Annotated in this window: 9 protein-coding genes; 6 read left to right on the forward strand and 3 right to left on the reverse strand. The window is 69.9% G+C overall.

Annotation, left to right across the window (positions count from 1 at the left end; translation table 11 throughout):
• From Q664_RS10465 to Q664_RS10475, 3 genes are all read left to right on the forward strand, one after another.
• A partial coding sequence (locus Q664_RS10465) for a CBS domain-containing protein (protein ID WP_043392988.1) occupies positions 1 to 905 on the forward strand: 905 nt, incomplete at its 5' end.
• 65 nt (positions 906 to 970) lie between these two features.
• Positions 971 to 1,756: an LOG family protein gene (locus Q664_RS10470; protein WP_084609713.1), complete on the forward strand. Its 786-nt coding sequence runs from the start codon at positions 971 to 973 to the stop codon at positions 1,754 to 1,756.
• An 86-nt stretch (positions 1,757 to 1,842) separates the two neighbouring features.
• The gene (locus Q664_RS10475) at positions 1,843 to 3,084 is read left to right on the forward strand and encodes a glutaredoxin family protein (RefSeq protein WP_084609703.1); all 1,242 of its coding nucleotides are present in this window, start codon (positions 1,843 to 1,845) and stop codon (positions 3,082 to 3,084) included.
• Positions 3,085 to 3,180: 96 nt separating this feature from the next.
• Here Q664_RS10475 and Q664_RS10480 read toward each other — a convergent pair whose 3' ends face one another.
• Positions 3,181 to 5,466 (reverse strand): heavy metal translocating P-type ATPase, encoded by a 2,286-nt coding sequence (locus tag Q664_RS10480; protein WP_043392989.1) that lies wholly within the window; start codon positions 5,464 to 5,466, stop codon positions 3,181 to 3,183.
• Positions 5,467 to 5,595: 129 nt separating this feature from the next.
• Between Q664_RS10480 and Q664_RS10485 the strand changes: the two genes are divergently transcribed.
• The 3 genes from Q664_RS10485 (at position 5,596) to Q664_RS51900 (ending at position 11,411) form a co-directional block, all read left to right on the forward strand.
• Positions 5,596 to 7,608 (forward strand): C1 family peptidase, encoded by a 2,013-nt coding sequence (locus Q664_RS10485; RefSeq protein ID WP_052517933.1) that lies wholly within the window; start codon positions 5,596 to 5,598, stop codon positions 7,606 to 7,608.
• Positions 7,609 to 7,634: 26 nt separating this feature from the next.
• Complete coding sequence (locus Q664_RS10490) at positions 7,635 to 8,525, forward strand: hypothetical protein (RefSeq protein WP_043392992.1); 891 nt, start codon at positions 7,635 to 7,637, stop codon at positions 8,523 to 8,525.
• A gap of 75 nt (positions 8,526 to 8,600) precedes the next feature.
• Complete coding sequence (locus tag Q664_RS51900; RefSeq protein ID WP_052517934.1) at positions 8,601 to 11,411, forward strand: sensor histidine kinase; 2,811 nt, start codon at positions 8,601 to 8,603, stop codon at positions 11,409 to 11,411.
• Here the strand turns inward: Q664_RS51900 and Q664_RS51905 are convergent.
• Both Q664_RS51905 and Q664_RS10505 read right to left on the reverse strand, forming a co-directional pair.
• Positions 11,408 to 13,774: a sensor histidine kinase gene (locus tag Q664_RS51905; protein WP_052517935.1), complete on the reverse strand. Its 2,367-nt coding sequence runs from the start codon at positions 13,772 to 13,774 to the stop codon at positions 11,408 to 11,410. The two genes, Q664_RS51900 and Q664_RS51905, sit on opposite strands and share 4 nt — an antisense overlap.
• Positions 13,775 to 13,968: 194 nt before the next feature.
• Positions 13,969 to 14,553, reverse strand: coding sequence for a hypothetical protein (locus Q664_RS10505; protein ID WP_043392995.1), 585 nt, complete (start codon positions 14,551 to 14,553; stop codon positions 13,969 to 13,971).
• Between the last annotated feature and the right edge of the window lie 136 nt (positions 14,554 to 14,689).

Consider the following 14,689-nt stretch of genomic DNA (forward strand, 5'->3'; position numbering starts at 1 on the left):
TTCCCGAGCCCGGGGAGCACGGCGGCGTCCCCTGGTCCGCCCGTCTGCGCGTGCGCGACGTGATGAGCCGGAAGGTGTCCACCCTCCGGGCGAGCGAGGAGTTGTCCGTGGAGGAGCTGCTCAAGAAGTTCCGCCATGTCCAGCACCTTCCCGTCGTCGGTGCGAACAACCGCCTCATGGGCATGCTGACGCGGATGGATGTCCTCGAGGAGGCGGTCCACTCGGGGAAGGAGCGCTGGGTCCGGGTGAGGAAGCTGATGTCCTGCCCGGTGCAGAGCATCTCCGAGAATGAGGACCTTCCCGCGGCCGCGCGGACGATGCGTGGAGCCCACCTCCACTCGCTCGTGGTGGTCGATGCGAACGGGTTCATGGTGGGCATCCTGACCGATGGAGATCTGCTCTCCGCCATGGCGGGCGAGCAGGTGCCCTCCCCCAGCGGCCCGTGGGAGCTGCCCGTCGACGCGCTGATGACACCCGCTCCGCTCGCGCTCGGACCGGATGCGCGGCTGGACGAGGCGGCCTGGACGCTCATCTACGGGGGCGTGCGGCACCTGCCCGTGGTGGATGAGGAGGATCGGCTGGTGGGCATCATCTCCGAACGCGACCTGCGTCAACGGCTGGGTGGGACGGCCCGGGAGTGGCCCCGTGCCGCTCGCGAAGTACTGGAGGAGCGGGTGGGCGAGGTGATGACGTTGGAGCCGCTCGTCCTGCGCTCCGGTGCCTCCCTGTCCCAGGCCCTGGAGCTCTTCACCGACGAGCGGGTGGGTGCGCTTCCGGTGGTGGACGAGGACCAGCGGGTGTTGGGAATCCTCTCGTACATCGATCTGCTGCGCTGGCTGCGAGCTCAACTGGGTGACGTACGGGCACGGGAGCGGGAGGGGGGCGAGCCGCTCGCGCCTCACTAGGGTTGTAGAGCGCCCAGGAACATGAGGGCCACTGGTGGTGCACAACCGGACTACACTTGCCCGCCGTGCCAGCGGACGACAACCGGAAACCAGGGCCCACGGCGTCACCCGACGCGCAGTGGGGCAAGGGAACACGAGCCCACGAGGAGCGCATCTTCCTGGAAGGAGCTCGGCCCCGGGGTTCGGAGCTGGCCCGGGCGCTGCGCATCTTCAGCGAGTGCATCAAGGGCTTCCGGACACTGCACTTCGTGGGCCCGTGTGTGACGGTGTTCGGCTCGGCCCGCTTCGGCCCCGACCATGGTGCCTACGAGCAGGCGCGGCGCCTGGGGGCGGAGATGGCCCGGCAGGGCTTCACGGTGATGACGGGCGGCGGACCCGGCATCATGGAGGCCGCGAACCGGGGCGCGCGCGAAGCCGGAGGCCGCTCGGTGGGGTGCAACATCCAACTGCCCCATGAGGAGAAGCCCAACGCGTACCTCGATACCTTCGTCGAGTTCCGTTACTTCTTCATCCGCAAGCTGATGCTGGTGAAGTACTCGTACGCGTTCGTGGCCTTCCCGGGCGGCTTCGGGACGATGGATGAGATCTTCGAGACGGCGGTGCTCATCCAGACAGGGAAGATCCGCGGCTTCCCGCTGGTGTTGATGGGCCGGGACTACTGGCAGCCGCTGTTGGACTTCCTGCGCGGGACGATGCTGGCCGCGGGGGCCATCGCCGAGGAGGACCTGAAGCGGCTGGTCGTCACGGACTCGGTGGAGGAAGCGGCCGAGCACATCCATGCATGCGTGGAGATCAGACCAGAGCTCCTGCGCGCGGGGATCCGGCGGAGCAGGTTGCTCGGCGAGCGCTGAGCGCGACCCGGAGGAGCGAGGCAGCAGGGAGCCCTCCCAGGCGGGATGGCCGCTCCGGCCCCACGTCCCATGCATACCTGACGTGCATGAAGATCCACCACCTCACGGCCGGGGAGAGCAGGACCGCGCGCCCCGTGCCGTGCCCTCCAACCAGGCGGGCCCGGGTGTTCGGACTGCTCGCGGCGGGGCTGCTCGCCGCCTCCAGCGCCCGGGCCGAGGCGCCTTCCGTGCCCGTGGAAATGGAGGTCTTCGTCCGCGAGGGCTGTCCGCGCTGCGAGGAGGCGAAGCGATTCCTCACCCAGCTCCAGGCCCAGAGGCCCGCGCTCCAGGTGTATTACCGCGACGTGGGGCGGGAACCCGAGGCGCTCGCCCGGCTCCAGGAGTTGGCCGGACGGCGGACCGCGGGTGCGCTCGGCGTGCCCGCCTTCCACGTGGCGGGGCGGCTCCTCGTCGGCTTCAACGGTCCCGAGACGACGGGCCGTCAGCTCGTGGCCCTCCTCGAGGGACAGGCCCCCGGAGCGCCGGACGCGGCCGTGTGTCCGGTGGGTGGAGAGTCCCCCGAGTGTCCGCCTGGAGCACCCCTGGATTCCATCGAAGCGCCGTGGGTGGGCCGGGTGAGCCTGAGGGACTGGGGCCTGCCCGCCTTCACCGTCGTCATCGGGCTGCTGGACGGCTTCAACCCGTGCGCCATGTGGGTGCTGCTGTTCCTGCTCTCGCTGCTCGTCAACCTGCGCAGCCGGCGGAAGATGCTCGCCGTGGCGGGCACCTTCGTGCTCACCAGCGGGCTCGTCTACTTCGCCTTCATGGCGGCGTGGCTCAACGTCTTCCTGTACCTGGGCCTCTCGCGCATCACCCAGGTGGTGCTGGGCGGGGTGGCGCTCGTCATCGGCGCGCTCAACATGAAGGACTTCCTGGCGTTCAAGCACGGGCCCTCGCTCTCCATCCCCGAGAGCGCGAAGCCGGGCTTGTATGCCCGCGTGCGGAGGCTCCTCCAGGCGAGGTCCCTGCTGCCCGCCATGGGCGGCGTGGTGGCACTCGCCTTCCTCGTCAACCTCGTCGAGCTGGCCTGCACCGCGGGCCTCCCCGCCATCTACACCGAGCTGCTCGTCCTCCAGCACCTGCCTGGCTGGCGGTACTACGCGTACCTCGCCCTCTACAACGTGGCCTACATCCTCGACGACTCGGTGATGGTCCTCCTCGCCGTGGTGACGCTCGGGCACCACAAGCTCCAGGAGCGCGCCGGGCGCTGGCTCAAGCTGCTCAGCGGCTCGGTGATGGTGCTGCTGGGGTTGCTGCTGCTGCTCCGCCCCCAGTGGCTCACCTTCTAATCAGAGGAGGCACCTCCATGCTATTTCGTACCTGGGAACCGCCGGTGGAGGGCCTCTTCCTGGCCGGCCAGGGCGTGGTGTCCATGGGAAGCTCGCTCAGGAGACGGCCTCGAAGAGCTCCTCCTCCTGGGCGAAGTGGAGCTGGAGGATGGCGCTCAGGCCATAGAGGAGCCGGCGCAACTCGCGCTGCTCGGCGGCATCCGGCCCGTCCTCGGACACGTCCGACACCCGCCGTTCGAGGAGCCGGCCCAGGTGGGCGATCTCCCGGTGGGTGTGGCTCATGCTGCCCAGCGGATCCTCCCCGCCCAGCAGCCGGGCCAGGGTGGGATAGAGCTCGGTCTCGTCCCGGCGCTCGTGGGGGAGCAACCGCGCCTCCAGCAACCCTTCCAGTGCCAGCAGCTCGGCCCTCTGCCGCCGTGGCTCCAACACCTCCAGCCGATCCGCCAGGGACTGGATGTGCTCGAGCACGGGGCGCAGCTCCTGGTGCTCGGCCTTGAGCCGGGCCACCGTTTCGGCCGGGAGCACGTGGTGCGATGGGAGCAGGCCGCCCCCGCGCAATGCTCGCAGGGCGTTGAGGATGGCCGCCGCGTCGATGCCCTCCTGGAGGATCGCCCCCGCCACCGGACCCAGCAGGCCCACGGCCGCGACCCCCATGGCCACCAGGGACAGGCCCATCCCCATCAGCACGCTCTGCAACGCGATGGCGCGCACCCGGCGGGCCATGAGCAGCGCCTCCACGAGCCGATCCAACCGGTCCACCAGCACCACCACGTCCGCGGCCTCCGAGGACGCGCCGGAGCCGCGCGCGCCCATGGCCACGCCCAGGTCGGCCGCCGCCAGCGCGGGCGCGTCGTTGATGCCATCTCCCACCATGAGGGTGACGCCCGCCGTGCGCTCGGTGAGCACGGCCTGGACCTTCTCCTGGGGACTGCGCTCGGCGAGCACCCCGTCCACGCCCAGCGCCGAGGCGATGATGCCAGCCACCTCCGCCCGATCCCCACTCACCATGACGAGCCGGCTCACCCCCGCCTTGCGCAGCAGGCGCAGCGCCCGGGGCGTCTCGGGGCGGATTTCATCGGCGAGCAGCAGCGCCCCGGCCAGCTTCCCGTCGAGGGAGACGAAGACGCCCGAGCACCCCTCGTAGCCCATGCGCCGCAGCACCGCGCGCGCCCACGGCGAGGGAGGCCCCGCGTCCTCCACCCAGGCATGGGTGCCGAGCTTCAGCCGATGGCCGTCCACCACGCCGCTCATGCCGGCGCCTGGAGTCTCCGCGGACTCCGTGGGCAGCGACAGGGCCAGTCCCCGCTCTCGCGCGGCGGAGACGATGGCACCGGCCATGACGTGCTGGGAGACCTGCTCCAGCGAGGCGCTCAGCCGCAGCAGCGCCTCCGGCTCCGCGTCTCCCGTGGCCTCGATGGCCACCAGCCGGGCCTGCCCGGTGGTGAGGGTGCCCGTCTTGTCGAACAGCAGGACACGGGCGCGGGCGAGCGTCTCCAGGGCGGCCCCGTCCTTGATGAGCACGCCGCGCCGGGCGGCCCGGGAGATGCCGGAGACGATGGCCACCGGGGCCGCGAGGATGAGGGGACAGGGGGTGGCCACCACCAGCACGGCGAGCGCGCGCACCGGATCCCCCGACAACACCCAGGCCAGCGCGGCCAGGACGAGCGTGAGCGGAACGAAGAGCAGCGCGTAGCGATCGGCCATGCGCACGAAGGGGGCCTTGGAGGCCTGGGCGGATTGCACCAGCCGCACCACCCCCGCGTAGGTGCTCTCGGCCGCGGAGGTGAGGACACGCAGCTCGAAGGGCGGACCGGCGTTGACGGGGCCACTGCGCACCCGCTCGCCCCGCGGGTGCGACACGGGGAGCGACTCGCCCGTGAGGGCCGACTCGTCGAGCACCGCCTCGGCGGAGAGCACCAGCCCATCCACCGGAATCACCTCGCCCCCCTTGATGAGCAGGCGCTCGCCGGGCCGCAGCGCGTCCACCGGCACCTGCACGAGCCCGCCATTCTCGAAGCGGGTGGCCACCTTGGGCGCCCGGCCGAGCAGCGCCGTCAACTCCCGCCGCGCACGGGCGCGGGCATGCTCCTCCAGGGCCCTTCCCGAGGAGAACATGAGGGCGATGATGATGCCCGCGAGGTACTGGCCGAGCGCCAGGGCTCCCCCCATGGACAGCAGGGCGACGATGTCCACTCCGGTGCGGCCCCGGCGCAGGTCATCGACGATGGACACCGCCACCACGAGCAGCACCGGCACGGTGCCGGCCGCCCAGGCGAGCTCCATGAGCCGGGGCTGACCGAGCCACCACGCCAGGCCCCCCACCAGCAGCCCTCCGGCCGATACCCCCAGCGGCCCCGCGCTCCTGAACCAGGAACTCCTCATGCCAGACAACGTAGTCCCCGCGTGCTGGCTGAAGGACGGGGGAGCACCGCCTGCGCCAGGGTGACCCCCTGGTCCGGGAGCGGGTGATGTGGAAGGCAGGGCGGACCGTGCCTCGCATCCGCATCGTCCATGGAGACGAAAGGAGCGCACATGGACCGGCCGAGCGGCGACACCAGGCCCATCCTGAATGCCCGCAGGGATACTCCCGACTTCCGGGACCGTCTCTATGAGGCCACCCTGGTGGAGGTGCCCCCCGTCCTTTCGTTGGAGGAATACCAGGCGTACGGCGTGCCCATCCTGGATCAGGGCCAGGAGGGCGCGTGCACGGGCTTCGGCCTGGCCACGACCGCCAACTACCTGTTCCGCAAGCTGGGGCGCAGGCAGGGCAACGGCTCCCGGCCCGAGCCGCCGTGCGTGAGCCCGAGGATGTTCTACGAGATGGCCCGCCGGTACGACGAGTGGCCGGGAGAGAAGTACGACGGCTCCAGTTGTCGAGGGGCCCTCAAGGGCTGGCACAAGCACGGCGTCTGCACGGAGCAGCGGTGGACGTACGAGGCCCCCTGCGCGCAACCCGGCGTGCTGACGGATGAGCGCGCGGCCGACGCCATGATGCGCCCGTTGGGCGCCTACTACCGCGTCAACCACAAGGACCTGGTCTGCATGCACAGCGCGCTCGCGGAGGTGGGCATCCTCTACGCCTCCTGCGCGGTGCACTCGGGCTGGATGACGGTCGGCGGCGACGGGCACATCCATCGCAGCACCCAGCTCGAGGGCGGGCATGCGTTCGCCATCGTCGGCTACGACGCGGAGGGCTTCTGGATCCAGAACTCCTGGGGCCCGGGGTACGGCAGACAGGGGTTCTGCCACCTCACCTACGACGACTGGCTGGCCAACGGTTCGGACGTCTGGGCGGTGCGCCTGGGCGTCCCCATCAGCCGCCAGGCCGCGGCACGGGTCACCGGGAAGACCCGCACCGCGGCCGCGGGTAGCCATGAGAGCTATGCCTTCGCCGAGCTGCGCCCGCACATCATCAGCCTCGGCAACAACGGCACCCTGCGCTCGGGCGGTACCTACGGAACGAGCCGGGCCGACGTCCAGCAGATCCTCGAGCAGGACTTCCCACGCATCACCCGGCACTGGTCCCGGAAGCGGCTGATGCTCTACGCACACGGCGGATTGGTGGACGAGTCCGCGGCGGTGCACCGGGTGGCGCTTCACCGGGAAACGCTGCTGAGCAGACACATCTATCCGCTGGAATTCGTCTGGAAGAGCGGCTTCCTGACGACGCTGCACAACATCATGCGGGACGCCTACGGCCGGCGCTCGCCCGAGCGGATGCCTCACGGGCTGAAGGAGCTCATGGAGGACCGGTTCGACGACATGCTCGAGCCGCTGGCGCGCCGGCTCGGAGGAAGGGCGCAGTGGGAGGAGATGAAGGAGAACGCCACGCGGGCGACGACCTCGGCGCGTGGCGGGGCCCGGTTCCTCGCCGGGCTCCTCGCGGAGCTGCTCGGGAAGGATCCCTCGATCGAGCTCCACCTCGTCGGACACAGCGCGGGCGCGGTCTTCCAGGCCCCGCTGGTGCAACTGCTGGCGAGCCAGGGGCGGATCGACCACGGCCCCATGGAGGGCGAGACGGGCCATGGGCTGCCCATCGCCTCCTGCACGCTCTGGGCCCCCGCCTGCACCACCCAACTCTTCAAGGAAACGTACCTGCCGCTCCTCGAGAGCGGCGGCATCGACCAGCTCACGGTGTTCACCCTGACCGAGGAGGCCGAGTGCGACGACACGTGCCTGGGCCTCTATCGCAAGTCGCTGCTCTACCTGGTCTCCAACGCCTTCGAGACGATCCCCCGCATCTCCCGCAACGCCCATGCCCGAGGCGAGCCGCTGCTGGGCATGGCCACCTTCATCCAGCGCGACGAGACACTCCGCGCGCTGTTCCAGGACAAGGCCCGGTGGGTGCTCTCCCCCAATGACGTGGCGCACGACCAGCCCGGTGCGTCCCGCGCCAAGAGCCATGGCGGCTTCGACGACGACGAGGCGACGCTGCGCTCGACCATCACCTACATGGAGCAGGTCTCGGCGCGGGTGGGCAGACGGAATGCCACGCGACCAGAGCCCGTCCCCGCCCCGGCGTGAGCAGACCCCATCCGAAGGGAGGCCGCATGGCCAACGAGCAGATGACCCCGGCGCTGAGGAGCCTCGTGGCGAGGCATCCACCCATGGACACCGAGCGGCTCTGGAATGAGATCTCCGAGGCTGCCTGGAAGATGCCCGCCTCCCGGGGGGAGAAGGAGCTCCCGGGAGAGCGCGTGGCCCGGCTGCGCGAGCGGCTGCACGGGGAGCTCATCGCGTTCCACCAGCGGCTGCGCATCACCCCCTACACCGCGGGGGACATGCCGTGCGCACCGGGATGCGCGCTGTGGCGGGTGGACATTCCGCTGACGCTCTTTCCCAAGAGGGATCAGGGCTTCTCCCGGCTGGAGTGCCTGGTGGAGTTCCGCACGGACAACGAGCGCACGGACTGCTTCCGAGTCCTCAGGCTCTTCCCCGAGGAGCGGAGCACGGTCCAGGCGCACGCGGAGATGGGCGCCGCGCTGGCGGTGGACATGGGCGCGAAGGTGGGCGTGCCGCTGCCCGTGATGCCGGGGCTGGTCCTCACGGACAAGGTGGCCGCACGGGTCTACGGCAAGACCGAGCTCGGCCCGTTCATCTACGAAGCACGCCGCACCTGCGTGGAGACGGAGATAGTCGAGGGCATCAGCGCGCGCTGGCGGCTGGATGACACGAGCTCGCCCGAACGTGTGGGGGTGGAGAGCCATCAACTCTCGGTGGTGCTGGAAGTGAAGCAGGGCGCCCCTCCCCTCCACGCCGCGGGCTACCTGGAGGCCTACAGCGACATGCACTGGCTGACCGCGACGGTGGGCAGCTTCTGGCAGAACCTGAAACAAGCCCTGCGCGATTTCTTCAAGCGCGGCGCCCCGGTGGAGGCCTACGCCGACTGGGGGGACATCCTGGCGTCCTACACCGCCTCCGCGGGGAAGCAGGCGGGGTGAGCGAAGGAGGACAGCGGGGTACGGGGCGGACGAGCGGCCAGCCCGGCGGATTCCAGACTGGGGGAGGTCCCTGCGATGTCCGAGCCTGATGGCCGTGCTCCTGACTTCCAAGCAGCTTTCGAGGCGGCCCCGGTCCCCTTCCTCATCCTCTCCCCGGATCCACCGCGCTTCACGATCATCGCGGTGAGCGAGGCCTACCTCCGCGCGACCATGACACGCCGCCAGGACATCCTCGGCCGCGGTCTGTTCGAGGTGTTTCCCGACAATCCCGCCGATCCCTCGGCCACCGGTGTGCGCAACCTCCGGAGCTCGCTCGAGCGCGTGCTCCACGGCCGTGCACCGGATGCCATGGCGGTGCAGAAGTACGACATCCGCCGGCGGGAAGGCGGCTTCGAGGAGCGGTACTGGAGCCCGCTGAACACGCCGGTGCTGAACGCGCGGGGCGAGGTCACCAGCATCATCCACCGCGTCGAGGACGTGACGGAGCTCGTCCACATCCAGCGGCAGGGGCTCGAGCAGACGGCGGTGATGGATGCCCTGCGCACGCGCACGGGCGAAATGGAGGTGGAGATCTACCAGCGCGCGCAGCAACTGCAGGAGGCCAATCGCCAGCTCCGCGAGGCGAATGAGGAGCTCGCGAGGCATCGGGCCCGCGCCGAGGACTCCGAGGAGCGCATCGCGGGCGTCCTCGAGAGCATCACCGACGCGTTCTTCGCCGTGGATGACCAGTGGCGCTTCACCTACGTCAACCGGCGCACGGAGGAGCACCTCGGGCGTGGCCGCGAGCAGCTGGTGGGCAAGGTGCTCTGGGACGTGTTCCCCGAGACGTGGGACTCCTCCATCGGCCGGGAGTACCGCCGGGCCATGCAGGAGCAGAAGCCAGTCGAGTTCGAGTCCTTCTCCACCGTTCTCAACAGGTGGATCCAGGTCCACGTGTATCCCACGCCGCAATCGCTCTCGGTGTACTTCCATGACGTGACCGAGCACAGGCGGATGCGCGAAGCGCTGCGCGAGAGCGAGCTCCGCTACAGGGCGATCTTCGACCACAGCATGGATGGAGTGCTCCTGACGGCGCCGGATGGGCGCATCTTCATGGCGAACCGGGCCGCCACCGAGATGTTCGGCTACACCGAGGAGGAGTTGAGGAGGCTGGACCGGCGGGCCGTGGTCGAGCCCTCCGACCCACGGCTCCAGGCCGCGCTCGAGGAGCGGCGCCGCAGCGGGCGATTCCGCGGTGAGATCACCATGAAGCGCAAGGATGGCTCGCGCTTCCCGGTGGAGCTCTCCTCCTCCATCTTCCGCGACGACCACGGCGCGGAGTGGACGAGCATGTTCATCCGCGACATCTCCGAGCGCAAGGCGCGGGAAGAGGAGCGGGAGCGGCTCCATGCACAGCTCGACGAGGAGCGGCGCTGGCTTCGCACGGTGCTCGACACCGTGCCCCTCGGCATCATCCTGATCGGGCCGGAGGGGAACGTCCTCTCCAATCCCCGGACCGACGAGCTCTTCGGCATCAAGCTCTCGCCCGAGCGTGGCACCACCCAATACGCCAACCTCGTCCTCTTTCCCGACGGCACCCCCGTGCCGCGCGAGCAGCTCGTCTCTTCCCGCGTGCTTCGAACCGGAGAGACCGTCATTGGCGCGGAATTCATCGTCGAGCGCCCCGATGGCACGCGCTTCCCCATCCTCGGGAGCGCGGCCCCCATCCGCAATTCCGAGGGACGCATCATCGGCGCCATTGGCGTGCTCCAGGACGTGAGCGAACGCATGAAGGCGCAGGAGGCCCTCCGGACGCGCGAGCAACTCTTGAGCGGTATCTTCGAGCTCATCCCGGTGGGGATCCGCGTCGCGGACATCACTGGACGCATCATCCGCACCAACCCCGCCGCCACGCGGATCTGGGGGGCGAGCGGCGCGCGCACATCCGACATGCGCGAATACAAGGGCTGGCACGCCGATACCTGCGAGCCCCTCGGCGCGGACGACTGGCCCCTCACCCGCGCACTGACGAAGGGGGAGACCTGCCTCGGAGAGCTGATCCGGATCGAGTGTCCCGATGGCAGCCGGAAGGTCCTCATGAAGTCCGCGCTGCCGCTCCATGACGCGCAGGGCAGGCCCTCGGGAGCCATCGCGGTGGATGCGGACGTGACGGACTTGAAGGAAACGGAAGAGGCCCTTCGCCGCGCGGTGCGCTCACGCGACGACATCCTGGGCATCGTCGCCCACGATCTCCGGAATCCACTCAATGGCATCCTCCTGCAACTTCAACTCCTGCGCCGCCGGGGCCAACCCCTCGAGCTCCGGGAGCTCCCCGCGCTCGATGCCATCCAGCGCAACGCGAACCGGATGAACCGGCTCATCCAGGATCTGCTCGATGTCGGGCGGATGGAGGCCGGGTCGCTCTCCCTCCAACGTGCCCGTGTCTCCCCGCGGAGGCTCCTGGCCGAGGTGCTCGAGACCCAGAGGCCCCTCGCCTCGGAGCAATCCCTGGACCTCCGGCTCGACGTGCAGGGCGAGCCACCGGAGCTATGGGGTGATCGGGATCGGCTCGCCCAGGTGCTGGAGAACCTCATTGGCAATGCCATCAAGTTCACTCCCCGGGGGGGACACATCCGGGCCGGCGCCGGAACCCGGGGAGGTGAGATCCTTTTCTGGATCACCGACAGCGGGCCCGGCATTCCCGCCGAGCACCTGCCCCACCTCTTCGATCGGTTCTGGCAGGCCAACCGGACGGACAAGCGTGGAGCGGGGCTCGGGCTCACCATCGCCCGGGGCATCATCGACTCCCATGGGGGGCACATCTGGGCCGAGAGCCGGGTGGGCGCCGGAGCGACGTTCTTCTTCACGGTTCCGGCGGCTCACGCCGCCGATTCCTTGAGTGCCTAGGGCTGCCCGGCCATGGCCTCACGCCGCTCGGGAGGCGCCGCGGCCACCGGAAGCGTGAAGCGGAAGGTGGAGCCCCCGCCCGGGGTGCTCTCCACCCAGATGCGCCCACCATGTGCCTCCACCAGCCCCTTGCAGATGGTCAGCCCGAGGCCCGCCCCCCTCTGGTCCCGGGCATCCGCCTGCCAGAAGCGATCGAACACGCGCCCCTGCTGCGCGGAGGAGAGGCCCGGGCCGGAGTCCCGCACCCAGAAACACACGTGGGTCCCCTCGAGCGCCGCCCCCACCTCCACCAGGCCTTCCAGCGGCGTGAACTTGAGGGCATTGCCCAGCAGGTTGGAGAAGACCTGGAGCACCCTGTCCCTGTCCGCCAGCACCTGGGGCAGGTCCATCCCCACCGCCCCGCGCAGCGCGTGCCGCTCCGCCAGCGGCCGGACCCCGCCGAGCGCCTCGTTCACCAGCGTCTCGGGGCTCTCCCGGGTCGGCTGCACCGACAGCCTTCCCGCCTCCATGCGCGTCACGGTGAGCAGATCCTCCACCAGCCGGTCCATGCGCCGCACCGAGGTCTCGATGTTCGACACCACGTTCTGCATCGAGTCGGGGAGCGTCGCGGCCTTCAGCTTGAGTCCGAGGCTGTGGGCCTGCAGGAGGATGGCGTGCAGCGGGTTGCGGAGATCATGCGCCACCACGCCCAGCATCTCGTTGCGAGCGCGCGTGGCCTCCCGGGCCGTGCGGTACAGGCGCGCGTTGTCGATGGCCAGCGCCGCGCGCCGCGCCAGCTCCTGCGCGAGCGCCAGGCTCTCCGGGCCCTGCCGCCGCTTGGACTGCTCCACCATGATCATCAGGATGGCGCCCACCACCTCCCCCCGCGCGCAGAGGGGAACGCACAGGTACGAGCGCATGCCCAGGCGCAGGAGCATGCGGTGGTGCTCCTCGTCGTGGGCGAGGGCGCGCACCTGCTCCGGGGAGAGCTCGCGCACCAGCTCGCTCTGCCCGGTGCGGATGACGTGGCCCACGCCCGACGGTGCGTCGAGCCGCACGGGGTAGCGTTGCCGGATCTCCCGGACGAACGCGGTCATGTGGGGATCCACGTGCTCGACGGCGGCGATCCCCACCTGGTCCTCCGGGGTGCGCAGGTACACCACGCAGGCGTCCGCCAGGTCCGGCACCGTCAGGCGGGCCACCTGCCGGAGCGTGGCCTCGTAGTCGATGGACTCGGCCAGCAGCGCGCCGGCGGCGGCGAGGAAGCGTTGCTCGCGCTCGATGCGGTGGCGTTCCGTCACGTCCCTCAGCGAGACGATGGAGAGGCGCTCCGGGCCGTCGCCGAGCTCGGCGATGGAGGCCTCGGCGGGGAACTCCTCTCCGTTCTTGCGCCGGCCGAACACCTCGCGCCCCGCGCCCATCGGCCGGTGGTGCTCGGGCAGCAACATGTCCAGCGGAGCCCCCACCACCTCCGAGCGCGAATAGCCGAAGGTGGCCTCCGCCCCGTCGTTGAAGAGGAGGATGTGCTGGTGCTCGTCCACGACGAGCGTGGCGTCCGCGGCGAGGGAGAAGATGCCCGCGAAGCGCGCCTCGGAGCGGCGCAGGGCCTCCTCCATGCGCAGGCGGTCGGTGATGTCGCGCCCTTCCGGGACGATGTACGTCACCTGGCCATTCTCGAAGACGGGGTTGAGCGAGAAGTCGATGGTGGCCACCTGGCCGCCATCTCCGAGCACCTCGGCCTCATAGCGCACGAAGCGGCCCTGACTGGCCTCGGCGATGGCCTGGCGCAGCCGCTCCTGCGTGCGGGGCGTCAGCGTCCACCAGCGTGCCTCCCAGAAGGGGCGCCCCACCACGTCCGAGCGCTCCAGGCCGCCAAAGTCCAGGGCGCTGGCGTTGGCCTCGAGCAGCGTCCCGTCGGGCGACAGCAGGCCGATGAACTGGAAGGTGTGGTTGAAGATGGCGCGGAAGCGCTCGTCGCTGCGCCTCAGGGCATGGGTGTCCAGGAGCAGTCCATCCTCGCGGCGCTTGCGCTCGGTGATGTCGCTGCCCGTCCACACCATGCGGGGGTCCCGCCCGCCGAGCGGCGCCAGCGCTCCACACGACCAGGCAATCCAACACCGCTCGCCATGGTGCATGCGGGCGGTGGCCTCCTCCACCCGGGTGGGCGCTCCCGCACGCGCCGTGGTGAAGGCCTCGCGCAGGGGCGCGGAGTCGTCGGCCGCCAGGGGGGTGCGCCACAGGGGCATGCCCCGCACCTCCTCGAGCCGGCAGCCGGTGAACACCCCACAGGCCGCGTTCCACCAGTGCACCGCGCCCAGCTCATCCAACACCACGACGAACGCGCGGACCTCGTCCAGCAATGCGAACTCCTCTTCCGTGCGCATGTCGCGCCCCCCCGGTCAGGTTGTCAGAGGGTGGAACGCGCCGCTCCAGCCTCGACAATCCTTGTACGTTAACGCCTACCGGGGATTTGACCGCAAGTGCCCCCCTCCTCTTCCGAGAGTGCGTCCAGCCAGGAAGAACCCCAAGGAACAGTCCTGGACAAACCCTGGACTCCCGTGCCTTCGCGCGGCGAGGCTCACACCACGATCTCCCGCTTTGGCAGGGCGGTGAGCGACACCGGTCCGGTCTCGTCGGCGTAGCAGAGGGCGAGGTAGACGAGCGTGAGCGGCAGGGTGAGGATGGTGGCGAAGGCGGTCAGCCCAGCCACCGCTCCGAGCACCGCCAGGACGAGCCAGTTGAGGAAGTAGCTCGCCCAGTCGCTGCGGGCGCGGAAGATGCGGCCACTCTCGGAGAGCGCATCACCCACACTCCGGCCATCGGCGACGAGCATCGGCGCATGGAACCAGTAGAGCGACAGGAGCACCCCCGGCACGATGAGCAACATGTATCCGATGGTGATGGGAATCCCCATGGCCAGGGTGATTCCCCAGCTCTTCAGGAAGTTGCCCTGCCGGTCATAGGCTGCCTGCCAACGGACGCGACGGCCGCCGCGGTAACACTCGAGCGTCTCCTGCAGCAGGTTGAGGGCGAGCCAGGGAGCGGGAATGACGAGGAGCGAGCCCACGAGCACCACCAGCGTCCCGAGCAACAACCCCTCCACATTGGCCAGGAAGAAGTCCCACGTCCGCTTGAAGCGTTGATCAATCCGCGAGTCCAACATGATCCCACTCCTTCGGGAAAAGACAGGTTCCTTGTACGGAATCCCTGGCAACCCGTTGTGACTCCCCTCGTCCAGCGGAAGCAAGCCCCCGCCAGGCCGCCCGGTCCGGTAGTCGGCACATTCCAGCCGAGTGGGC

Origin of the sequence: Archangium violaceum Cb vi76 (genome assembly GCF_000733295.1) — a bacterium.
GTDB classification, from domain to species: Bacteria; Myxococcota; Myxococcia; order Myxococcales; family Myxococcaceae; genus Archangium; species Archangium violaceum.